Raw genomic sequence first — 22,221 nt, forward strand, 5'->3', positions numbered from 1 at the left:
CGCCGTGGGGCGGGCACTGCCCGCCGGCCATTGCTGAACCGAGGTCTTCTGCATGTCCGTCAATCCTTCTCACCGTCGTGCCCTGGTTACCGGCGGCAGCGGCGAACTCGGTGGCGCGATCAGCCTGGCGCTCGCCGCCAGCGGTCATCACGTCATCGTCCATGCGAACCGCAGCCTGCATCGTGCCGAGGCAACGGTCGAGGCGATCCGGGAAGCCGGCGGAAGCGCGCAGGCCACCGCCTTTGATGTCAGTGACGCGCAGGTGACACGCGCGGCGCTGGAGGCGCTGCTCGATGAAGGCCCGATCCACGCGGTAATCAACAACGCGGGCATCCACGACGACGCGCCGATGGCAGGCATGAGTGCCGACCAGTGGCACCGCGTGATCGATGTCTCCCTGCACGGCTTTTTCAACGTGACCCAGCCGCTGCTGTTGCCGATGGCGCGGCAACGCTTCGGGCGCATCGTGTCGGTCAGTTCGGTCGCGGCCTTGCTCGGCAACCGGGGGCAGACCAACTACGCCGCGGCCAAGGCGGCGCTGCACGGTGCCAGCAAATCGCTGGCACGCGAAATGGCCTCACGCGGCATCACCGTCAACGTGGTTGCGCCCGGTGTCATCGAGGGGCGCATGGCCGACGCGGCCTTTCCGCCCGAACGCATCCGCGACATGGTGCCGGCGCAACGGGCCGGCAAACCGGAAGAGGTCGCGGCACTGGTCGCCTTCCTGTGCGGCGATGCGGCGGCATATATCAATGGCCAGGTGATCGGGGTGAACGGCGGGATGGTCTAGCAGTCTGTCGGACTTTGGTTGGCCGTCAGCGCCGACGCCAACGCCGGCTTACGGTTCGGCATGTATGATTCAGGCTCACAGCCCTGCCGCGGTGAATCCCTTGCGTCGATCGAAGGATTCCAACGATTCCGCACCAGCGGCGTGGAAAGGTCGCCGCGGTGTCGATCAACCCGTTGCGCGGCCTTCCCCGCGACCGCTGATGGCATACTTGTGGAGCCTGTCCGCGCTGCTGCTGGGACTGGTATTGACGGCGGCGGTGCATGTGCAACAACGCGCGCGCCTGCAGTCCGAACAGGCGCAAAGGCACGCCGAGCTGGCCGACAAGAGCTACGCGGCCTTGCAGACCCAGCTCGATTCGGCCGAGCTGCTGCTGCGCGCCGCGCAGACGCTGTTTCTCACCTCCGATCAGGTAACGGCGCCCGAGTTCGGCGACTTCTACGCCAATCTGCGCCCGCGCAACCGTTTGCCCAGCCTGCAGGCACTGACTTACGCCAGCCGTGAAGTGCTTGCCGGCGGCGAGCATTACTTGACCCGGTGGGTTGAACCGCGGCGGGACAACGAGCGGTTGATCGGCCTCGACGTGCAGGCGGACCCCCGCAACATGGCCGCCCTGGTGCAATCGCGCGACAGCGGTCGGGTGGCCCTGTCGGCACCTTATCCGTTGAGCGCGCAGGTTGCCGGGCGGGAACCGGTTGATGGCGTGGTGCTGCGGCTGGCGACGTACAGTCCCGGCACCACGCCGCAATCGCTCAGCGAGCGACGTGCCCGTGCAAGCGGCTCGCTCGCGCTGCTGTTCCGGATCGACGACCTGATCCGCAACCCTCTGCCGGGTGGGGCGCTGCATGCGCTGCACTTGCGCGTCAGCGATGTCACCGAGGGTATCGATCGGGCCTTGTTCGATTCGCATCCGGGGCTTGTGCCGTCATCGTCGGATTTTCGCTTTGAGCGTCGCCTGGACTACGGCGGACGCGTGTGGAGTGTGGCGATGCACCCGCTCGACAGCGGACCCGGCGGTATCCAGTGGCGTGACCCTGCCCTGTTGACCGGATTGCTGGCGAGTGTGCTGCTGGCCTTGTTGCTGTTCTCCATTGCCAGCACGCGTCAGCGTGCGCTTGATCTCGGCAGCCAGATGAGCCGCCGCTATCGCGAGAGCGAGGAGCGCTTTCGCGCGTTGAATGACCTGCTGCCGGCACTGGTGCTGCTGGCCGATGCCGCCAGCGGGCGCATCACCTACGCCAACCAGGCCTGTCGCGAACGTCTGGGCGAAAGCGTGGGCGAGCGCGGGCTGCCGGACCTGTTTGCGCAGCGGGACCTGCCTCGCTTGCCGCGGGACGTGGAAGTCCGCTCCAGCGAACGAACCACGGCCTGGTTGCACCACGAGAGCGGCACCCGGTTCTGGGCGGACGTGGCGATAGCCCATGTGGTGCTCGATGGTCAGCGCAAACTGTTGATGGTGGCTACCGACATCACCGAGCAACGCGAATTGACCGAGAAGCTGAGCTATCAGGCCAGCCACGACGCCCTGACCGGTCTGGTCAACCGGCGCGAATTCGAGCGTCGGCTGGACGAGGCCCTGCTTGCGATGCAGCCAGGCTCCCGGCTGGCGATGGTGCTGTACGTCGACCTGGACCAGTTCAAGCTGATCAACGACACCTCCGGTCATCCAGCCGGCGACCAGTTGCTGGCCCAGCTGGCCATCGTCATGCGTCGACAGCTGGATACGCGCCACGTGCTGGCGCGCCTGGGCGGCGACGAATTCGGCGTGTTGGCCGTCGATCTCGCAGATCGTGACGAGGCCGTGGCGATCGCGGAAGGTTTGCGCCGCTGCGTCGACGGCTATGTGTTCCTGTGGGAGCACTACAGCTACTCGATCAGCGCCAGCATCGGGGCAGTGCTGATCGACCTGCCCGGGCTGATCGCCAAAGACCTGCTGGCCGATGCCGACTCGGCCTGCTATCTGGCCAAGGACCTGGGTCGCAATCGTGTCCAGTTCCATTCGCGGCGGGACGACGGCGCGGCGCAGCGCCGCGGTGAGATGGAATGGGTACACCGGTTGCGCCGGGCCATCGATGGGCAGCGTCTGGTCCTGGTCTACCAGGAAATCCGCGAGCTGCCCTTGACCACCGGAGCGCGCGACGTGCGCGTCGAAATGTTGCTGCGCTTCCGCGACGAATCCGGTGAACTGGTGGTGCCTGGCGTATTCATGTCGGCGGCCGAACGCTATGGTCTGATGCCCGCGATCGACCGCTGGGTGGTGGAGACCACGCTGGCCAATTTCGATCGCCTGCACCCGGTGGGCGCCGGGCTGAGTCTGGCCGCGATCAACCTGTCTGGCGCCAGCGTGGAAGACGAGTCGCTGGCCGAACAGATCATCGAGTGGCTGCAGCACTACCAGGTGGCGCCGCAGCGGGTCTGCTTCGAGGTCACGGAGACCGTGGCGGTGCGCAGTCTCTCGCAGGTCGTGCGGTTCATGGAGCGCCTGCGCTGTGTCGGCTGCAAGGTCGCGATGGACGATTTCGGTGCCGGCATGTCCTCGTTCACCTATCTGAAAAACCTGCCGCTGGACGTGATCAAGATCGATGGCAGTTTCGTGCGCGACATGCTGACCGACCCGGTCAGTCATCTGATGGTCAAGGCCGTGACCGACATCGGGCACCGGCTCGGGCTGAAGATCGTGGCCGAATGGGTGACCGATCTCGAGACGGCGCAGGCTCTGGATGCGCTGGGCGTGAACCTGGTGCAGGGTTTCGCCCTGCATCATCCCGAACCGGCGTGTTTTCAGCGCGACTGAGCGGATCCGGAACGGCCGCTTCACCCATTAAAGTTCATCCCCGCGTGGCCGATACCGTCACTGGACGGCACCGTTTGTGGTTTCGTCATGCACGCGCCACTTGAGTCCGGGGGGACTGGCGCCTGGAGCGCCTGTGATCGAGCAGGAAACCATCGAGGAGGACACACTGATGCTGGCCCACGCGTTTGCCGACCAGGCGGACACTGCTGGCATCTCCGAACCGGATGCCGCCGCGCCAGCCGCGGTGGAGGCTCCGGGTGAACTGCGTGTGCTCGATTCGCTGGCTGCATTGACCCACCATCGTGATATCGATGCGCTCGATCACAGCCTTGTGCTCACCCTTGCCGAGCTGACCTCGGCCCGCAGCGTGATCCTGGCCAAACGCGGGCCGGATGAAACCGATCTGGAAAGCATCGTCCGCTGCGCGCCGGACATGCTGGGCGCGTACCGGGTACATCCGGTCGAGCCAGCACGGATCCATGCGACGTTGCAGCTCCTGCATCACTGCCTGGACCGGCTCAAGGCCATAACCGAGGTGACCGACGGCCTGCACCGGCAGGTGGTCCCGATCATGCGTGACGGACGCGCGATCGGTGCGCTGCAGCTGGACAGCTACATGGCACCTTCGACCAGTCGTCAGCTGATCGACGGCTTCGCGCGCATCTATGCCAACTACACCGCGCTCCTGCACGAAAGCGAACACGACAAGCTGACCGGCCTGTACAACCGCCGCAGCCTGGAACGACAGCTGCAGCGCCTGCTGCAGCAGCGCGACGAGCAAGGCCATTCGGCTGATGCGCCCGCAGCACGCGAACAACGCCATGCACCGACTGGCGAGGCGCCCCAGGTGTGGGTCGGCATACTCGACATCGACCATTTCAAGCGGATCAACGACAACTACGGGCATATCTATGGCGACGAGGTGATCCTGCTGCTGGCACAGCAGATGCGCGCCTGCTTCCGTCGGGGCGATGTGCTGTTCCGCTTTGGTGGAGAAGAGTTCGTGATCCTCTTCAGTGCCACCGACGAAGCCACCGTGCAGGCCGTTCTGGAACGCTTCCGCCGGCGCATCGAGGAATACGAGTTCCCGCAGATCGGACATATCACCATCAGCATCGGCTACGCCCGGATCGGAGCACATGACTATCCCGCCAGTGCGCTGGATCGCGCCGATCAGGCGTTGTACTTCGTCAAGCAGAACGGGCGCAACGGCATTCGTGGCTACGAAGAACTGGGCGCGGGCGGCCTGCTTGGCCATGACAAGGTAGCCGGCACCATCGACCTGTTCTGAGGCGGCAACTGCCGGCGCGCGATGCGCGCCGCGACCGTCATTCGCAGGGAAGCTCTGCCCGCCGGCTGCCTGGCATCCTTGCAAGATGCGACCGGGAGGGACGATCCCGGCTCAGCTGCGCAGCAGCAACCGATAGGCCGGATGCGCACTCTCGTCCACGTACGGATAACCGAGCGTGTCGAGGAACTGCTGGAACAGTGCGTGCTCGCTGGGCGGCACCTGGATGCCGACCAGGATGCGGCCGTGATCGGCGCCGTGGTTGCGATAGTGGAACAGGCTGACGTTCCAGTCCGGGTGCAACCGGTCGAGGAACCGCACCAGGGCGCCGGGACGCTCGGGAAACTCGAAGCGGTACAACAGTTCGTCGTGTGCCAGCGGCGAGCGACCGCCAATCATGTGGCGCAGGTGCAGTTTGGCCAGCTCGTCGTCGGTGAGGTCAAGCACGTCAAACGATTGTTCCCGGAACGCGTCGACCAGCGCTTCGCGTCCCGCGCGGCTGGCAATCCGCACGCCGACGAAGATCTGCGCCGTGCGGGTGTCGGCGATGCGGTAGTTGAACTCGGTCATCGCGTGTTGGCCGAGGGTCGCGCAGAAACGGCGGAAGCTGCCGCGTTCTTCCGGGATGGTCACGGCGAAGACCGCCTCGCGCTGTTCGCCCAGTTCGGCGCGCTCGGCGACGAAGCGCAGCCGATCGAAGTTCATGTTGGCGCCGGACACGATCGCCACCAGCGTGCCATCGCCGGCGCCGTGCGTGGCGACGTATTGTTTCAGGCCGGCCAGCGCCAGCGCCCCGGAGGGCTCGGGCACGCTGCGGGTGTCGTGGTAGATGTCGCGGATCGCGGCGCAGATCGCGTCGGCATCCACCCGCAGCATGCCATCGACATGTCGCCGACACAGCTCGAACGTCAGCGCGCCGACCTGCTTCACGGCGGTGCCGTCGGCGAACAGGCCGACCTCGTCCAGCACGACGCGCGTACCCTTCTCCAGCGAGCGCGCCATCGCATCCGAATCCGCCGCCTGTACGCCGATCACCCGCACCTCCGGTCGCATGGCCTTGATGCAGGCAGCGACGCCGGCCAGCAGCCCACCGCCACCGACCGGCACGAACAAGGCGTGCAGCGGGCCGGGGTGCTGATGCAGGATTTCCAGCGCGATCGTGCCCTGGCCGGCGATGACGGCCAGATCGTCGAATGGATGGACGAAGCTGGCGCCCCGTTCGGCTTGCAGCTGCGCGGCGGCCGCCTGTGCCTCGCTGTACGAATCGCCGGTCAGCACCACCTCGACCATCGAGCCACCGAAACGGCGCACCGCGTCCACTTTCACCTGCGGTGCAGTCACCGGCATCACGATGGTGGCGCGGATGCCCAACTTGGCCGCGGCCAGGGCCACGCCTTGCGCATGGTTGCCGGCCGAAGCCGCCACCACGCCGCGCGCGCGCTGCGCCGGGTCCAGCTGCACCATCCGGTTGTACGCGCCGCGCAGCTTGAACGAGAACCCGGGCTGCTGGTCCTCGCGCTTGAGCATGACCGGCTGGCCCAATCGCGTGCTCAGCAGCGGCGCGGTTTCCAGCGCCGATTCGCGCGCCACGTCGTAGACGCGCGCGGCGCGGATCCGCGTCGGCAGGTCGCCTTCGTCGTCCACGGACAGTGGCGCGACTGCATTCACGCCGCGAGCGCCGTCGCCGGATGCGCGACCTGCAGCACGTCGATCAGCTTGCGGGTCTGCTGCATGATCTGGGCCAGGCTGGCCTCGTCGCACTGCAGGCTGAGCACCAGGCGCGAGACAGTCGGGTCATGCGTGGGCCCCACCGTCAGCGTGTCGATGTTGTAGCCGCGCGCCGCGAACAGGCCCGCCACGCGCACCAGCGCGCCGGATTCGTTCTGCATCAGGATGGACAAGGTGTGCTTCATGGTTGACTCCGGTGGTCGTGGTTTCGGCAGAAGCGGCGGGCAGAGCCCGCCCTACGGTGCCGTGGTAGGGCGGGCTCTGCCCGCCGGCTCTTGTCAGAACATCGCGGTGGCAGTTTCTTCGGCCGGCTCAGGCGCGTTCCGCGCGGCAATGAAATCGCCGGTGATCATCTGTGCGTAGCTGGCGCCGGGACCGACCATGGGGTACACCCCGGCATCCGGATCGATCATCACCTCGAGGAAAGCCGGCCCATCAAAGGCGAGAAATGCCGCAATGGTCGATTCCAGGTCCCCGTTGCGCTCCAGCCGCTGCGCCCAGGCGAAGCCGTCGGCCTGCGCGGCCAGCACGAAATCCTTCTTGTGCAGGCTCTTGTCGGTGGCCGCAAAGCGGCTCTTGAAATACAGCTTCTGCCACTGCCGCACCATGCCGTCGCCGCGGTTGTTGAGCACCACGATTTTCAGCGGCAGGCCGTAGGTGGTGACGGTTTCCATCTCGCCGATGTTCATGCGGATGCTGGCATCGCCGTCGATGTCGATCACCAGCGCATCGGGACGCGCGAACTGCGCGCCGATGGCGGCGGGCAGGCCGAAACCCATCGTGCCCATCGAACCGGAGGTGAGCCATTGCCGCGGCGCACGGAAATCGAAGTACTGCGCCGCCCACATCTGGTGCTGGCCGACGCCGGTGCTGACGATCGCTCGTCCCCTGGCGTGCCGGTTGATCGCCTCGATCACCGCATACGGCTGGATCAGCGTGCCGGTGCGGTCGTAGTCCATCGCGTGCGCGCGCTTGAGCGCGGCCACCTCGCCGTGCCAGTCGGACAGGTCGGGCTTGACCGCGTGTGTCTGGCCGTACTCGATGAGCCGCGCCAGCGCGCGATCGAGCGGGCCGACGTGGTGCCATTGCGCCTGCTTCACCTTGCCGATTTCGGCCGGGTCGATGTCGATCTGCGCGATGAACTTCGCGCGTGGCGCGAACTTGTCGGGCACGCCGGCAACGCGATCGTCGAAGCGCGCGCCCAGGGCCAGCACGAAATCGCAATCCTCCACCGCGTAGTTGGCGTAGGCGGTGCCGTGCATGCCGAGCATGTGCAGCGCCAGCGGGTCGGTGGTGTCGAACGCACCCAGGCCCATCAGGGTGGTCGTCACCGGCAGCTGGAACTGGTCGACGAAGGCTCGCAGCGCCGGGGCCGCGGCCGCCGCGATCACCCCGCCACCAGCGTAGATCAGTGGCCGGCGTGCCTGCGCCAGCGCGGCGAAGAATGCCGCGCAATCGGCGTCGCCCAGACTGGACTGTTCCACTGCGCGCAGGCGCGCCCGGTAGCCGCTGAGCAGCAGTTCACCAGTGCCTTGCCACGCGATCGCCGCGTTCTGCACATCCTTGGGCACGTCCACCACCACCGGGCCCGGACGGCCGCTGCGCGCCAGCATGAATGCGGTGCGCAAGGTCACCTCCAGCCGCGACGCATCGGTGACCAGGAACACATGCTTGGCGCAGGCGCCCATGATGTTGCTGACCGGCGCTTCCTGGAATGCATCGCTGCCGATCGCGGCGGTGCCGACCTGGCCACAGATCACCACCAGCGGAACCGAGTCGGCCATCGAATCGCGCACCGGCGTGACGATGTTGGTGGCGCCGGGGCCGGAGGTGACGATCGCCACGCCGACCTTGCCCGAGGCGCGTGCATAACCGGCTGCCATGAAGCCGGCGCCCTGCTCATTGGCTGGCACCACCAACGGCATCGGCTCGCTGCCGTCGGCGCGCGGATGCAACGCGTTGTAGCGGAACACCGCGTCGTACACGGGCAGGATCGCGCCACCGGAATAGCCGAACATCATCTCCACACCCTCGTCGGCGAGTACCTGCACGATGGCTTCGGCGCCGCTGGTCGGCGCATGGGCAAGCGGCGGGTGTTCGACGGTGAAGGCGGCAGCGTTGGCTGTCTGGCTTGATGTGCTCACAATGATTTCCTGGGTGCGCCGAGCGGGTCGGCGGTTCGGGCGTGGGTTGCGAAGGACTGCCTAATTGCGGATCAGCTCTTCGGCCACCGGCTCGTGGGCCGGGACGCCGTAGGTGGAGATGATCCGCAGCTCCTGCGCCAGGGCGGAGAAGCTTTCCCACGCGATGCCATTGACGTCGGTCTCGCAGGTAAAGCCGTGCGCGTCGTCATCCTCGAAGCCCACGTGGCGCAGCTGGCCGGCGTGTCCGGGTTGCTGGTTGATCGAGAAATTCAGCTGGTCGGTGCGCCACATCGCGTAGGCGCCGGCGACCACCGCTTGCGGCGGCTGGCCCAGACGGGCGCTGTAATCGGCAATGGAGGCGTCCAGGTCGGCAACGGCCAGGGCAATGTGAAAACGTTTCATGGCAAACCTCGTGTATTTGGACAATGACGTGATGGACTGCCGGCGATGGGCGCCGGCAGTCCGGTGCGGGCTCAGCCCACCTTCTTCAGCGGTTCGACCACGCCCTTGGCTGCACTGGGCTGCAGCCACGGCATCTGGGCGCGCAACTTCGCGCCGACCTTCTCGATCGGATGGTCGAGGTCGGCCTGCTTGAGCTTCTTGTAGTTGGGCAGGCCGGCGGCGTACTCGGCCGTCCAGTTGCGCGCGAAGGTGCCGTCCTGGATGTCGGTCAGCACCTCCTTCATGCGTGCCTTGACGCCGTCGTCGACCACCCGCGGACCGCTGACGTAGTCGCCGTACTGGGCGGTTTCGGAGACGAACTGCAGCATCTTGGTCAGGCCGCCCTCGTAGAACAGGTCGACGATCAGCTTCAGCTCGTGCATCACCTCGTAGTAGGCGATCTCCGGCTGGTAGCCGGCCTCGACCAGGGTCTCGAAACCCTTGGTCACCAGTTCGCTGGCGCCGCCGCAGAGCACCGCCTGCTCACCGAACAGGTCGGTCTCGGTCTCTTCCTTGAAATCGGTCTTGATGATCATGGCGCGACCGCCGCCGATGCCGTCGGCATAGCCTTTCGTCTTGGCTTCGGCCTGACCGCTGACGTCCTGGTGCACGGCCCAGATGCAGGGCACGCCGCGCCCGCGTTCGTACTCGCTGCGCACCAGCGCGCCGGGACCCTTCGGCGCGACCAGGATCACGTCGATGTCCTCGCGCGGCACGATCTGGCCGAAGTGGACGTTGAAGCCGTGCGCAAACAGCAGCGCCGCGCCGGGCTTGATGTTCGGCTCGATCGACTCCGTGTACAGCGTGGGCTGCACCATGTCCGGCGTGAGCACGGCGACCAGGTCGGCGCCCTTGACCGCCTCGGCGGGCTCGGCCACCTGGAACCCGTCGGCCTTGGCCTTGTGCCAGGTCGGGCCATTCGGGCGCAGGCCGACGACCACGTCGAGGCCGGAGTCGCGCAGGTTCAGCGCGTGCGCACGTCCCTGGCTGCCGTAGCCGAGCACGGCGATGCGGGATGAGGCGAGGGGATTGTTGCTGCTCATGCGGAAACTCCTTCGGTGACTGTTGCAGTGGATGGGTTGCGATGCGGAACGCGGGTGTCGGGATGGGTGGTGGCGCCGTCGGACGCGGAACCGACCAGCAAGGCGTACTTGGCCAGCGCGCCGCGCGTGACCTTGGGCGTCGGCGGTTGCCAGTCGGCGCGGCGCGCCGCCAGATCGGCATCGGTACGCAGCTCGCGTCGCGTGGCATCGATGGCGATGCGGTCGCCGTCGCGCAGCAGCGCGATCGGGCCGCCGCGTGCCGCCTCGGGGGCCACGTGGCCGACCATGAAGCCATGCGTGGCGCCGGAGAAGCGGCCGTCGGTGATCAGCGCCACGTCGTTGCCCAGGCCACGACCGACCAGCGCCGCGGTGACGCCGAGCATCTCGCGCATGCCGGGCCCGCCGGCCGGACCTTCATTTCGGATCACGATCACGTCGCCGGCATGGATGCGATCGCCCTGCACCGCGGCGAAGGCCGCTTCCTCGCTCTCGAACACGCGCGCGCTGCCTTCGAAGCTGCCGCTTTTGCCGGGGATCTTCAGGATGCAGCCTTCCGGCGCGAGGTTGCCGTACAGGATCGAGTAGCCGCCGCGCGGCTTCAGCGGTGCGCTGACCGGATGCACCACGTCCTGTTGCTCGGCGCGCGGCGCGCCGGCGACTTCGGTGAACAGCGAACGGCCGGTCACCGTGGGGGTGTCTTCCAGCATGTCGGCGTCAATCAATTCCTGCGCGACCCGTGCGCTGCCGCCCGCGCCGAACAGCTCGACCGCGGTGTAGCGCCCGCCCGGCAGCAGGTCGGCGATCACCGGCGTGTGCGCGGAGGCGGGCTCGAAATCCTCGATCGTCCATTCCACGCCCGCTTCGCGCGCGATCGCCAGCAGGTGCAGCACCGCGTTGGTGGAGCCGGCGGTGGCGGCGACCATGCGCGCGGCGTTGCGCATCGAGGTGCGGGTGATCAGTTCACGCGGCGTGCGCTTCTCGCGCAGGCATTCCATCACCAGTTCGCCGCAGCGGAACGCGGTGGCGCCCTTGGCCGGGTGCGTGGCGGGAACGTCGTTGTAGCCCAGCGGCGACAGGCCCAGCGTGGTCAGCACCATCGCCATCGTGTTGGCGGTGAACTGGCCACCGCAGGCACCGGCGCCGGGGCAGGCGTCACGCTCCACCGAGGTCAGCTCCTCGTCGCTGATCTTGCCCGCGCCATGCGCGCCGACCGCCTCGAACACCTGCTGCACGGTGATCGGGTGATCATCGTGGGTGCCGTGCGCGATAGTGCCGCCGTACAGCGCCACCGCGGGGATGTTCAGGCGCGCCATCGCCATCGCCGCGGCCGGGATGGTCTTGTCGCAGCCGCACAGCACCACCATCGCGTCCAGACAGTGGCCATCCACGGCCAGCTCGATCGAGTCGGTGATCACCTCGCGGCTGATCAGCGACGAGCGCATGCCGGGCGTGCCCATCGCGATGCCGTCGGTGACGGCGATGGTGTTGAACTCCACCGGCGTGCCGCCGGCGGCGCGGATGCCGGCCGCAGCCTCCACCGCCAGCTCGCGCAGGTTGAGGTTGCACGGGCTGACATTGGACCAGGTGTGCACCACCGCCACGAGTGGTTTGGCAATCGCCTCGTCGTCGAGGCCGGTGGCGCGCAACATGGCGCGGGCAGGGGCGCGGTCGGGGCCAGTCTTGATCAGGTCGCTACGCATGGGAATTCCAGTTGCGGTTGAAGGAAAAGCGCCCCTTGCGTGCCGGGGAGGGTGACTGGACGGAGGGCGAATCAGGCGCCATCACGGCGTTCGCAAACCGTGCGGTGTCGGCAACACGCAAGGGGCGGCAGAAAATACGGATACGTCCATGTACCCGCTGGGGAAAGCGTGATTCGTGGTGGCTGCGACTCAACCGCATGCGCGTGCCCCACTCGGGAAGGTGGCGGCGTTGTCGAGTTGGCTGTCCAGCGCAGCCAGCACCGCAGCGAGCACGACATCGGTGCCGGCGCTGCCGCCCAGGTCGCGCGTATGCGGGCCATCGCGCAATACATGGTCGACCGCGGCTTCGACCGCCTGCGCCTCGGCCTCCAACTGCAGCGAGTGACGCAGCAGCAGCGCGGCGGACAGGATCGCGCCGACCGGATTGGCCGTGCCGGTGCCGGCGATGTCCGGCGCCGATCCATGGATCGGTTCATACAGGCCCCTCCCGGATGAGGCGGTCGCAGGCCGCTCCACACTGCCTTCTCCCGTTGACGGGAGAAGGTGGTCCGCAGGACCGGATGAGGGCGCGCGATCACCCAGCGAAGCCGACGGCAACAAGCCAAGCGAACCGGCCAGCGCGGCGGCCTCGTCGGTGAGGATGTCGCCGAACAGGTTCTCGGTGACCACCACATCGTAGGCGCCGGGCCGGGTCAGCAGCAGCATCGCCATCGAGTCGACCAGCTGATGTTCGACCGTCACGTCGGGATACTCGGCGGCCAGACGCTGCACCGTGCTGCGCCACAGGCGCGAAGTCTCCAGCACGTTGGCCTTGTCCACCGACGTGAGATGGCGGCGACGGCCGCGCGCCAGCTCGAAGGCGCGGCGGCACACGCGTTCGATTTCGGCCACGCTGTACTTGCACTCGTCGGTGGCCGTGTCGGCGCTGCGGGTACGCGCACCGAAGTAGGCGCCGCCGGTGAGCTCACGCACGAACAGCACATCGACGTTGTGCAGGCGTTCGTTCTTCAGCGGCGACAACCTGGCCAGCGCCGGATGCACCTGCAGCGGACGCAGGTTGGCATAGACCCCCAGCGCGGCGCGCAGGGCGAGCAGGCCTTGTTCGGGCCGCACCCGTGCGTTCGGGTCCGACCACTTCGGGCCACCGACCGCGCCCAGCAGCACGGCATCGGCCGATTCGCAAGCGGCCAGTGACGCCGCCGGCAACGGTTCGCCGCAGGCATCGATGGCGGCGCCGCCGATCAACTGCGGGTCGAAGTGGAACACGTGCTCGCAGCGTGCCGCGACGGCCTTGAGCACGGCCACCGCGGCGGCGGTGACTTCGGGACCGACGCCGTCGCCGGGCAGGGTGACGATGTGTGCTTTCATGCGCGGGTGTTCTCGAATAGGGCGACGGAATCGCCGTCATCCCGGCGAAAGCCGGAATGACGGGGGAATGGCGTGGGCTGCGCACGAGGTTTCATGCCGCTGCCCCCAAGCGCGTCTCGAACGCGTCGATCGCGTCGACGTGCTGCAGCAGATAGCCGAGCTGGTCGACGCCGTTGAGCAGGCAGTGGCGGGCGAACGGCTCCAGCTCGAAACCGATGCGACCACCGTCGGGCAGGCTGATGAACTGGCCGCGCACGTCGATGCCCAGTTCCACGCCGGGGTGATCGAGCAGCCAGCGATGCTCGGCCGCGCTGACCAGGATCGCCAGCAAGCCGTTCTTCAGCGCATTGCCACGGAAGATGTCCGCGATCTCGCTGCACAGCACGGCGCGGATGCCGTAATCGAGCAAGGCCCAGGGTGCATGTTCGCGCGACGAACCGCAGCCGAAGTTGCGCCCGGCGACCAGGATCGAGCAGCCCTGTGCCTGCGGCTGGTTGAGCGGGAAGGCGGGGTTGTCGCTGCCATCGGCCTGGTAGCGCCAGTCGTGGAAGCACAACTTGCCCAGCCCCTCGCGGGTGGTGGTGGTGAGGAAGCGCGCCGGGATGATCCGATCGGTGTCGATGTTCTCGTCGGCCAGCACGGCGGTGCGGGAAGTGACGCGAGTTACAGGCTTCATGCTTGCTCCGGATTGAATAGAAGTGAGTGGAGAGGAGTGAGGAGTGAGAGAACAGCGAGGATCAAAGACGCGGAGAAGCCGCTCTCTCTCACTTCTCACTCCTCTTCCCTCACTTCTCATCTTCACGCCGCCACCTCCGCCTGCAGGTATTCGCGCGGATCGGCAATGCATCCGGCCACGGCCGAGGCGGCGGCGGTCGCCGGACTGGCCAGCACGGTGCGGGCGCCCTTGCCCTGGCGGCCTTCGAAGTTGCGGTTGGAGGTGGACACGACCAACTGACCGGGCTGCGCCAGGTCGCCGTTCATCGCGATGCACATCGAACAGCCGGGCACGCGCCATTCGGCACCGGCGGCGAGAAACACCTGGTGCAGACCCTCGCGTTCGGCATCGCGCCGCACGGCTTCCGAACCGGGCACCACCAGCATGCGCACGCCTTCGGCGACGTGGCGGCCGTGCAGCACGCGCGCGGCCTCACGCAGGTCGGACAGGCGCGAGTTGGTGCAACTGCCGACGAACACCACGTCGACCGGCGTGCCCTGCATGGCCTCGCCGGTCCGGCTGCGCATGTAGTCCAGCGCCCGCTTTTCCTGCGCCGTCGTGGCCGCCGGCACCGGCGCGTTGATGGCGATCGCCATGCCCGGATGCGTGCCATAGGTAACCGTGGGTTTGACCGCGCGCGCATCGATGCGCACTTCGCGGTCGTAGCGGGCGCCGTCGTCGCTGCGCAGCGCACGCCACGCGGTGACCGCCGCGTCCCATGCTTCGCCTTGTGGCGCGTGGGGCCGGCCCTTCAGCCACGCGAAGGTGGTGTCGTCCGGGGCGATCAGGCCGGCGCGGGCGCCGGCCTCGATCGACATGTTGCAGACCGTCATGCGCTCTTCCATCGACAGCGCCGCGATCGCCGCGCCGCGATACTCCAGCACGTGACCGGTGCCACCATCGATGCCCACGGTGCCGATGATGTGCAGGATCAGATCCTTCGCCCCGACGCCGCGCGGCAACTGGCCGTCCACATGGATCGCCATGGTTTTCGGCTTGCGCTGCAGCAGGCATTGGGTGGCCATCACGTGGCCGACCTCGGTGGTGCCGATGCCGAAGGCCAGTGCACCGAACGCGCCATGGGTGGAGGTGTGGCTGTCGCCGCAGACGATGGTCATGCCGGGCTGGGTGGCGCCCAGCTCGGGGCCGATGACGTGCACGATGCCGCGGTCCGCGCTGTCCCAGCCATGCAGCTCGACGCCGAATTCGCGGCAGTTCGTTTCCAGCTGCGTCACCTGCGCCTGGGCCTCGGCATTGGCATACGGGCGGCTGCCGTCGGCGCGACTCGGCAGCGTCGGCGTGGAGTGGTCCAGCGTGGCCAGCATGCGATCCGGCCGACGCAGCTTCAGCCCGCGCTCGCGCAACTCACTGAACGCCTGCGGTGAGGTGACTTCGTGCACCAGGTGCAGATCGACGTACAGGATCGCCGGGGTGTCGGTGGTTTCGGGAGCCACCACATGCGCATCCCAGACTTTCTCGAACAGCGTGCGTGCGCTCATGCGGCAGCCTCCACGGAGGCGTGCGCGCAATCGCCATCGGGCCGCGGGGCAACGACGTCCGCGTCCACATACTCCAGCCAGCCATGGCGATCGTCGGTACGTCCGTCGAACAAACCGAAAAACGCCTGCTGCAGCGCGCGGGTGATCGGGCCGGGCGTGCCATGGCCGACCGTCTTGCGGTCCACCGAACGCACCGGCGTGATCTCGGCGGCGGTGCCGGTCATGAAGACTTCATCGGCCGTGTACAGGGCTTCCCGTGGCAGATCGCGCTCTTCCACCGGCAGGCCCAGGTCGTCGGCCAGGTTCAGTACAGAGTCGCGGGTGATGCCGGCCAGGATGCCGGCGCTGCTTGGTGGGGTCAGCAACTTGCCCTTCTTCACCAGGAACAGGTTCTCGCCGGAGCCTTCGCTGAGCAGTCCGTTGCTGCCCAGTGCCACGCCTTCGTCGTAGCCGCCGCGACGTGCCTCGGCCGCGATCAGCTGGCTGGACAGATAATTGCCCCCGGCCTTGGCCCAGCTGGGGATGGTGTTCGGTGCGGGGCGCTGCCAGGACGACACGCAGACATCGGCGCCCTTGTCGATCGCCTCGCCCAGGTAGGCGCCCCACTCCAGCGCCATGATCGCCACTTCGACCGGTGCGCCCTCCTGCGGCAGCACGCCGAGGCCGCCGGCGCCGCGGAACACGATCGGGCGCACGTAGGCCGAAGGCATCCGGTTGGCACGGATCAGCTCCAGGCACGCCTCGTTGATTTCCTCTTCGCTGTAGCCGATCTCGATGCCGTAGATCGCGGCCGACTCGAACAGCCGCGCGGTGTGGTCGACCAGGCGGAAATAGGCCGGGCCCTGCGGCGTGGCATAGACCCGCTCACCCTCGAATACCGACGAGCCGTAGTGCAGCGCGTGGGTGCTGACGTGGCAGGTGGCGTCGGCCCAGGGTTTGATGCGGCCATTGTGCCAAAGGTAGGCGGTGCTCATGCAGTAGTCCTCGGGATCACAGGTGGGCGACGGCGACCGGCGCGGGGGCCGGTGTCTGTCGTGCAATGCGGTTGACGATGGCCAGCGCGGCCTGCGCGGTGGCCTCGACGATGTCGGTGCTGACGCCATGGCCGCGCCAGTCGCGCTGGTCGTGGCGCGCGGTGAGCCGCGCCTGGCCTTGCGCGTCACCGCCTTCGCTGACCGCGCGCACCAGGAAATCGGTGAGTTCCAGGTCGCTGCCGGTGGCGCGCTCGATCGCGCGCAGCACCGCGTCGACCGGGCCGTCGCCGATCGCCGCCTCGCTGGCCTCGCGACCGTCGTCGTGGGCCAGCTTCACCGACGCCGAGGCGCTGCCGCCCAGGTGGGTGGCGCTGTTGAGTTGCAGCAGATGCCACGGGCCGACCGCATCCGGGTCCTGGCCCAGCGCGATCGCTTCCAGATCCTCGTCGTGGATCTCGCGCTTCTTGTCCGCCAGCTTCTTGAAGCGCGCGAAGATGGTGTCCATCGCCGCGGCATCCGGCGTGTGGCCCAGCGCCTGCAGCCGCTGGCTCAATGCCGCGCGGCCGGAATGCTTGCCCAGCACCAGCCTGGTCTCGGCGATGCCGACGTCCTGCGGGCGCATGATTTCGTAGGTGCCGCGATGCTTCAGCATGCCGTGCTGGTGGATGCCGGCTTCGTGCGCAAACGCGTTCTCGCCCACGATCGCCTTGTTGCGCGGCACCGCCTGGCCGGTCAGCTGGGTCAGCAGGCGCGAGGCGGGGTACAGCTTGCGCGTGTCCAGGCGGGTGTCGACGCCGAAGTGCGCGGCGCGCACCTTCAACGCCATCACCACCTCTTCCAGCGCCGCATTGCCGGCGCGCTCGCCAATGCCGTTGATGGTGCATTCGACCTGGCGCGCCCCGGCGCTCACCGCGGCCAGGCTGTTGGCCACCGCCATGCCCAGGTCGTTGTGGCAGTGACTGGAGAAGATCGCCCGCTCCGCACCGCGCACATGCCGGCGCAGGTACTCGAACAGCGCGGCGATTTCCACCGGCGTGGTGTAGCCGACAGTGTCCGGCGCGTTCAGCGTGGTGGCGCCGGCTTCCAGCGCGGCGCTGAACACCTCGACCAGGAAGTCGGGTTCGGTGCGCAGCGCATCCTCGGCTGAGAACTCCACTTCGTGGCACAGCTTGCGGGCACGCTCCACCGCCGCCACGGCCGTGTCCAGCACCTGCGCCTTGCTCATGCCCAGCTTGTGTTCGCGATGCAGCGGGCTGGTCGACAGGAACACGTGGATGCGCGAGTGCTGCGCCGGTTCCAGGGCACGCCCGGCGGCGTCGATATCACCAGGCTGGCAACGGGCCAGGCCGCACACCGTGGTGTTTTTCAACGCGCCCGCGATTTCCGCCACGGCAGCGAAATCGTCCGGTGACGCCTGCGGAAAGCCCGCTTCGAGCACATCCACGCCGAGCGCCTCGAGCTGCCGCGCCATGCGCAGCTTGGCGCGCCGGTCCATCGAGAATCCGGGGGCCTGTTCACCATCGCGCAGGGTGGTGTCGAAGATCCGCACGCGCTCGGCGGCAGCATTGGTGCTGTCGGTGACTGGAGTTGCTACGTCTGATTCGGATTTCATCGCGGGCTCCGTGATGCGAGCCGAGGGCAACAAAAAACCCCGCGCCGTTGCCGGTGCGGGGTTCTTCGGGAGTCTTCAGGTTTGTTTCTTATCTACCTGGACACATGCCCTCAGCCCGCACCTCCGTTGGTAATAAGGAGTACGAGTACGAGAGCAATAATGAGCGTGCCGCCGACCTGCAGCAGGCCGCCGACCGTCGCGAGACGGTTCATTTCGGCGGTGCGGCAATGGCTGTTGCGCTGCGACATGGATCGACCGTAAACGATGCCGATGCAGCATGTCAACAAAAATTTTCATGACGAATGCTCATCAGCCCCGCAAATCACATTTGGACGGCTATCCGTCCAAATGGATACAGATGAAACCAATTCGTCGATGGAGTCCGTTTGGCGGCAGCCAGACTGAAGAGCGGGCACGGCATCGCTGACGGCACACAGGCGCGCGTCTCCCGTGTCTTGCGGCTACAGGATCAGCCGTCGATCGGCGCAAGAACCAGTCGCTCCCGCAACGCCATGTCATCCGCCGCGATGAGTTCGGCCTTGGCGGGTCGTTGCAGCATGGCGGCAAGCGCCGTCGGCACCGGAACCGCATGGCCGATCAATGGTTCCACCACGCTTTCGAATTTGGCTGCGTGTGCGGTGGCCACGACGGCCCAGGGCGATGCATCGCCGGCAAGGCGCAGCCGATCGAGTTCATGCATGGCCGTGGCGGTATGCGGACAAATTACTTCGCCGTGCTCGCGGGCGTGAGTGGCGATGGTCTGGCGAATGGCGTCGTCGTCGACGCTGTGGGCGTGCAGCAGCTGCCGCAGCTGCGTCTCGTCAGGGAAGGTCCAGCGCAGGCGCTCGAAGTTGCTGGGGGCACCGACGTCCATGGCGTTCGCGATGGTGGCGACGGCTTCGCGCGGCGCATAGTCGGCACCGGAAAAGTAGTCGGGCAGGGTGGCATTGGCATTGCAGGCAAGGCGCACTTCGCCGATCGGCAGACCCATCTCGCGCGCCCACAGGCAGGCCATAGCGTTGCCGAGGTTGCCGGTGGGGATGATGAAGTTGAGCCGCGCGTCGTGTTCACGCCACCAGCGCAGCGCCGCGTGCGCGTAGTAGCTCATCTGTGGCAGCAATCGGCCGAGGCTGATGCTGTTGGCGGATGACATGGGTACGGCGGCCTGCAGCTCGCCGTCGTTCAACGCAGACTTGACCATGCGCTGGCAGTCATCGAAGCGGCCAGCCACGCGCAGGGCGGTGACGTTGTCGCCGAAGCAGCCGAGCTGGTGCGCCTGCCGCGGCGAGACGAGGCCATCCGGATACAGGATCACCACCCTCACGCCGCGCTGGCGATGGAACGCCGCCGCCACGGCCGCGCCGGTGTCGCCCGAGGTGGCGACCAGAATCAAGAGCGGGCGAGCGTCGGTACGCGGCAATCGGCGCAGGCAGGCGGCGAGGAAGCGTGCGCCGAAATCCTTGAACGCCGAGGTGGGGCCGTGGAACAGCTCCAGCAGCAGCGTGTGCGGATGGGCGGGCAAGCCACGCAGTGGCGCGTCGAAGGTGAATGCCTCGGCACAGATCGCCGGCAAGTCGTCGGCCAGCGGGTCGCCGGCGAAGAACGGCATCAGCAAGGTGGCGGCAGTGTCCGCCAGCGAGCCGCGCGGATCGAAGGCATCCGGCGCGATGGACGGCAGCGCTTCGGGGACATACAGGCCGCCGTCCGGTGCCAGCCCCGCGGCGATCGCCTGGCTGATCGGCACGGCCTGGGCCTGGCCGCGGGTGCTGTGGTAACGGGCCGGTACGCTCATGGCTGCCTCGAATTGTAGGAGCGCACCCTGTGCGCGATGCTCTTGGTCAGCCTGCGAAAGAGCTCGCGCACAGGGTGCGCTCCTACAAGGGCGACGGTCATGCTTTGGTCTCCGGGTCGAGTGAATCGACCAGGCTGGCCGCCGGTCCGTTGATCGGTGATACCCACACGTCGCTGTCCAATCCGGCGTCGGCGAATGCGCTACGCATCGCGGCGCCGGCGGCCTCCGCGTCGGCGCGGTTTTCGTACCAGCCGAACACGCTGGGTCCGGCACCGGAGATGCTGGCGCCCATCGCCCGGTGATCCAGCGCGGCCTGCTTCACCTGCGCGAAGTTCGGGATCAGCGGCGCGCGGCGCGGTTCGACCAGTACATCCGCGAGGCCTGCGCGCACCAGGCTTGCATCGCCCTGGTAACAGCCGGCGAGCACCAGCGCCAGGTTGCTGCTTTGCGCGACGAACTCGCCCAGGGCGTAGTGGCCGGCCAGCGCGGCGCGCGCCTTGCGCGTTTCCAGCACCACGTGCGGATGGACCAGGGCGCAATGCCAGGCGGCGGGTACCGGCACGCGCAGCAGCCGGTCATGCGTGGCCAGTACCAGCCCGCCCAGCAACATCGAGCCGAGGTTGTCACCGTGGCGACTGCCGCTGGCGACGGTCTCCCCGTCGAGCGCAAACGGATACAGCGCTTCGCGCGCCAGCGGTTGGTCCAGCAGCGCATTGGCGGCGACCAGTGCCGCCACGCACGAGGCCGCCGACCCGCCCATGCCGGAACCCAGCGCGATGCCCTTGTGCAGCACCAGCTCGAAACCGAACGGCAGGTCCAGCGCATGGCGCAAGGCCAGCAGTGACGTGCCCGCGGTGTTGCGCAGCGGATCGAGCGGCAGCGCGTCGACGCAGCCGCGGATCGCCGCGATGCGCACGACCGGCTCGTCGATGCGGCGCACCTCGGCACCGTCGCCGGTGCCGGCGATGCTGTGGCCGAGCAGGTCGAAGCCGACACCGACATTGCCGACGCTGGCCGGAGCGAAGGCGTGGGCGACGCGGGAGTCCGTGGAGTGGGCAGATGACATGGGTGATTCCGGCAACGAGATGGTCATGCGTGCACCGCCAGCGACTCGGCGATGCGCAGCAGGTCGGCAAACACGCCGGCTGCGGTGACTTCCGGCCCGGCACCCGGGCCCTGCACCAGCAGGGGATTATCGCAGTAGCGACGGGTGCTGAACTGCACCACGTTGTCGGTCAGTCGCGAATGGGCGAACGCATGCGTGGCCGGCAGCACGACCAGCCTTACGCTGGCGCGGCCGTGGCGGTCGAGATGGGCGACATGGCGCAGCACGCCGTTCTGGGCGCGCGCCTCGGCGAGGCGGGCCGCCATCGGCGCATCCAGCTCGTCCAGCCGTTCCATGAACTCCTCGCGTGGCAGCGCGACCAGCGCTTCGGGCACCAGGCCCTGCAGGTCGACGTCCTCCAGTGACAGCGGCCAGCCTGCTTCGCGCGCCAGGATCACCAGCTTGCGCGCCACGTCGAGGCCGGACAGGTCGTCGCGCGGATCGGGTTCGGTATAGCCCAGCGCGTGCGCCTCGCGTACCAGCGCCGAGAACGCATGCGCGCCGTCGTGACGATTGCACAGCCACGCCAGGGTCCCGGAAAACATGCCCTCCACCGCGAGCAGTTCGTCGCCCGTGTCGAGCAGGTCGCGCAGGGTCTGCACCACCGGCAGGCCGGCGCAGACGGTGGCTTCGTAGCGGAAGCGCGCGCCGCTGGCGCAGGCCTTGCGGATGGCCTGCCAGCGCGACAGCGCGCCACTGCCGGCGAGCTTGTTCGGCGTCACCACGTGGATGCCCGCCGCCAGCCAGCCCGGATAATGCGAGGCGACCTCGTCGTTGGCGCTGCAGTCGATCAGCAGGGCATGCCGGCCGTCCATGCCGCGCACGTGCTCGGCGAAGGCATCGAGATCGTTCGGCCGCCATACCTGCGCGCCGCCATGGCGACCGTTGAGCTCGGCATCGTCGCAATCCAGCCACATGCGCTTGCTGGCCACCACGCCGCACAGTTTCAGTTCCAGTCCGCTGTCGCGGGCCAGTCGTGGCTGCGCCGCGCGCAGTTGCTCCAGCAGCGCGCTACCGACCCGGCCGGGGCCGATCACGCCCACTGCAAGCACGCGCCGCCGGGTGCTGGCGGTGACGTGCCGCAGCCGCGGTGGCGATGGGGAACGCTGGACTTGCTCGGGTGCACAGGTGATCACGACAGCCTCTCCGGTGGAGGCCCGTTCTCGTTGGCGTGTCGGTGTGTGCCGGCCCGCCTCGTCGAGGGCGGGCCGTTGCGTTTGGAAACCTATCT

At 67.8% G+C, this 22,221-nt stretch carries 18 protein-coding genes; 3 read left to right on the plus strand and 15 right to left on the minus strand.

Annotated features, from left to right (window positions below; all coding sequences use genetic code 11):
- The first annotated feature begins 52 nt into the window (after positions 1–52).
- The 3 genes from fabG (at position 53) to AC0L58_RS00290 (ending at position 4,872) form a co-directional block, all read left to right on the plus strand.
- A complete protein-coding gene (gene fabG, locus AC0L58_RS00280; protein WP_473685520.1) occupies positions 53–790 on the plus strand; it encodes a 3-oxoacyl-ACP reductase FabG in 738 nt (245 codons plus the stop codon).
- Between the two features lie 199 nt (positions 791–989).
- Complete coding sequence (locus AC0L58_RS00285) at positions 990–3,581, plus strand: bifunctional diguanylate cyclase/phosphodiesterase (protein WP_473685522.1); 2,592 nt, start codon at positions 990–992, stop codon at positions 3,579–3,581.
- Between the two features lie 133 nt (positions 3,582–3,714).
- Positions 3,715–4,872, plus strand: a complete 1,158-nt coding sequence (locus AC0L58_RS00290) for a GGDEF domain-containing protein (protein WP_473685524.1) — start codon at positions 3,715–3,717, stop codon at positions 4,870–4,872.
- Positions 4,873–4,983: 111 nt separating this feature from the next.
- Here the strand turns inward: AC0L58_RS00290 and ilvA are convergent, their stop codons facing one another.
- The 15 genes from ilvA to AC0L58_RS00365 all read right to left on the minus strand — a co-directional run bounded on the left by ilvA (position 4,984) and on the right by AC0L58_RS00365 (position 22,126).
- On the minus strand, positions 4,984–6,537 hold the full coding sequence (gene ilvA, locus AC0L58_RS00295) for a threonine ammonia-lyase, biosynthetic (RefSeq protein ID WP_473685526.1): 1,554 nt from the start codon (positions 6,535–6,537) through the stop codon (positions 4,984–4,986).
- Positions 6,534–6,782: an acetolactate synthase small subunit gene (gene ilvN / locus AC0L58_RS00300; RefSeq protein ID WP_473685528.1), complete on the minus strand. Its 249-nt coding sequence runs from the start codon at positions 6,780–6,782 to the stop codon at positions 6,534–6,536. Before ilvN ends, ilvA begins: the two co-directional genes overlap by 4 nt.
- 93 nt (positions 6,783–6,875) lie before the next feature.
- Positions 6,876–8,741 carry a biosynthetic-type acetolactate synthase large subunit gene (gene ilvB, locus AC0L58_RS00305; RefSeq protein ID WP_473685530.1) on the minus strand — a complete coding sequence of 622 codons (1,866 nt, stop codon included), beginning with the start codon at positions 8,739–8,741 and terminating at the stop codon, positions 6,876–6,878.
- Between the two features lie 60 nt (positions 8,742–8,801).
- Positions 8,802–9,143 carry a VOC family protein gene (locus AC0L58_RS00310; protein ID WP_473685532.1) on the minus strand — a complete coding sequence of 114 codons (342 nt, stop codon included), beginning with the start codon at positions 9,141–9,143 and terminating at the stop codon, positions 8,802–8,804.
- Between the two features lie 71 nt (positions 9,144–9,214).
- Entirely contained in the window at positions 9,215–10,225 is a 1,011-nt protein-coding gene (gene ilvC, locus AC0L58_RS00315; RefSeq protein WP_473685534.1) for a ketol-acid reductoisomerase, read from the minus strand.
- On the minus strand, positions 10,222–11,925 hold the full coding sequence (gene ilvD / locus AC0L58_RS00320; protein ID WP_473685536.1) for a dihydroxy-acid dehydratase: 1,704 nt from the start codon (positions 11,923–11,925) through the stop codon (positions 10,222–10,224). The genes ilvC and ilvD overlap by 4 nt, the downstream gene beginning before the upstream one ends.
- Before the next feature lie 189 nt (positions 11,926–12,114).
- The gene (gene leuB, locus AC0L58_RS00325; RefSeq protein ID WP_473685538.1) at positions 12,115–13,293 is read right to left on the minus strand and encodes a 3-isopropylmalate dehydrogenase; all 1,179 of its coding nucleotides are present in this window, start codon (positions 13,291–13,293) and stop codon (positions 12,115–12,117) included.
- 91 nt (positions 13,294–13,384) lie between these two features.
- Positions 13,385–13,969: a 3-isopropylmalate dehydratase small subunit gene (leuD, locus tag AC0L58_RS00330; protein WP_473685540.1), complete on the minus strand. Its 585-nt coding sequence runs from the start codon at positions 13,967–13,969 to the stop codon at positions 13,385–13,387.
- 122 nt (positions 13,970–14,091) lie between these two features.
- The gene (gene leuC, locus AC0L58_RS00335) at positions 14,092–15,507 is read right to left on the minus strand and encodes a 3-isopropylmalate dehydratase large subunit (RefSeq protein WP_473685542.1); all 1,416 of its coding nucleotides are present in this window, start codon (positions 15,505–15,507) and stop codon (positions 14,092–14,094) included.
- A complete protein-coding gene (locus AC0L58_RS00340) occupies positions 15,504–16,481 on the minus strand; it encodes a branched-chain amino acid transaminase (protein ID WP_473685544.1) in 978 nt (325 codons plus the stop codon). The genes leuC and AC0L58_RS00340 overlap by 4 nt, the downstream gene beginning before the upstream one ends.
- A gap of 16 nt (positions 16,482–16,497) precedes the next feature.
- Positions 16,498–18,093 carry a 2-isopropylmalate synthase gene (locus AC0L58_RS00345; protein ID WP_473685546.1) on the minus strand — a complete coding sequence of 532 codons (1,596 nt, stop codon included), beginning with the start codon at positions 18,091–18,093 and terminating at the stop codon, positions 16,498–16,500.
- Positions 18,094–18,203: 110 nt separating this feature from the next.
- Positions 18,204–18,341 (minus strand): hypothetical protein, encoded by a 138-nt coding sequence (locus AC0L58_RS00350; RefSeq protein WP_473685548.1) that lies wholly within the window; start codon positions 18,339–18,341, stop codon positions 18,204–18,206.
- Between the two features lie 221 nt (positions 18,342–18,562).
- Positions 18,563–19,885, minus strand: a complete 1,323-nt coding sequence (gene thrC / locus AC0L58_RS00355) for a threonine synthase (protein WP_473685550.1) — start codon at positions 19,883–19,885, stop codon at positions 18,563–18,565.
- 97 nt (positions 19,886–19,982) lie between these two features.
- Positions 19,983–20,978, minus strand: a complete 996-nt coding sequence (locus AC0L58_RS00360) for a homoserine kinase (protein ID WP_473685552.1) — start codon at positions 20,976–20,978, stop codon at positions 19,983–19,985.
- Positions 20,975–22,126 carry a homoserine dehydrogenase family protein gene (locus AC0L58_RS00365; protein ID WP_473685554.1) on the minus strand — a complete coding sequence of 384 codons (1,152 nt, stop codon included), beginning with the start codon at positions 22,124–22,126 and terminating at the stop codon, positions 20,975–20,977. The genes AC0L58_RS00360 and AC0L58_RS00365 overlap by 4 nt, the downstream gene beginning before the upstream one ends.
- Between the last annotated feature and the right edge of the window lie 95 nt (positions 22,127–22,221).

The sequence above is a fragment of the Rhodanobacter sp. G2-10 genome, assembly GCF_055809185.1.

What these genes read in the sequence shown, in the direction of transcription:
- AC0L58_RS00350 (WP_473685548.1), bottom strand. Translation starts at nt 18,341, where the DNA reads ATGTCGCAGCGCAACAGCCATTGCCGCACCGCCGAAATGAACCGTCTC.
- leuB (WP_473685538.1), bottom strand. Translation starts at nt 13,293, where the DNA reads ATGAAAGCACACATCGTCACCCTGCCCGGCGACGGCGTCGGTCCCGAA.
- AC0L58_RS00310 (WP_473685532.1), bottom strand. Translation starts at nt 9,143, where the DNA reads ATGAAACGTTTTCACATTGCCCTGGCCGTTGCCGACCTGGACGCCTCC.
- AC0L58_RS00345 (WP_473685546.1), bottom strand. Translation starts at nt 18,093, where the DNA reads ATGAAATCCGAATCAGACGTAGCAACTCCAGTCACCGACAGCACCAAT.
- AC0L58_RS00360 (WP_473685552.1), bottom strand. Translation starts at nt 20,978, where the DNA reads ATGACCATCTCGTTGCCGGAATCACCCATGTCATCTGCCCACTCCACG.
- fabG (WP_473685520.1), top strand. Translation starts at nt 53, where the DNA reads ATGTCCGTCAATCCTTCTCACCGTCGTGCCCTGGTTACCGGCGGCAGC.
- ilvC (WP_473685534.1), bottom strand. Translation starts at nt 10,225, where the DNA reads ATGAGCAGCAACAATCCCCTCGCCTCATCCCGCATCGCCGTGCTCGGC.
- AC0L58_RS00285 (WP_473685522.1), top strand. Translation starts at nt 990, where the DNA reads ATGGCATACTTGTGGAGCCTGTCCGCGCTGCTGCTGGGACTGGTATTG.
- leuD (WP_473685540.1), bottom strand. Translation starts at nt 13,969, where the DNA reads ATGAAGCCTGTAACTCGCGTCACTTCCCGCACCGCCGTGCTGGCCGAC.
- ilvN (WP_473685528.1), bottom strand. Translation starts at nt 6,782, where the DNA reads ATGAAGCACACCTTGTCCATCCTGATGCAGAACGAATCCGGCGCGCTG.
- leuC (WP_473685542.1), bottom strand. Translation starts at nt 15,507, where the DNA reads ATGAGCGCACGCACGCTGTTCGAGAAAGTCTGGGATGCGCATGTGGTG.
- thrC (WP_473685550.1), bottom strand. Translation starts at nt 19,885, where the DNA reads ATGAGCGTACCGGCCCGTTACCACAGCACCCGCGGCCAGGCCCAGGCC.
- AC0L58_RS00340 (WP_473685544.1), bottom strand. Translation starts at nt 16,481, where the DNA reads ATGAGCACCGCCTACCTTTGGCACAATGGCCGCATCAAACCCTGGGCC.
- ilvD (WP_473685536.1), bottom strand. Translation starts at nt 11,925, where the DNA reads ATGCGTAGCGACCTGATCAAGACTGGCCCCGACCGCGCCCCTGCCCGC.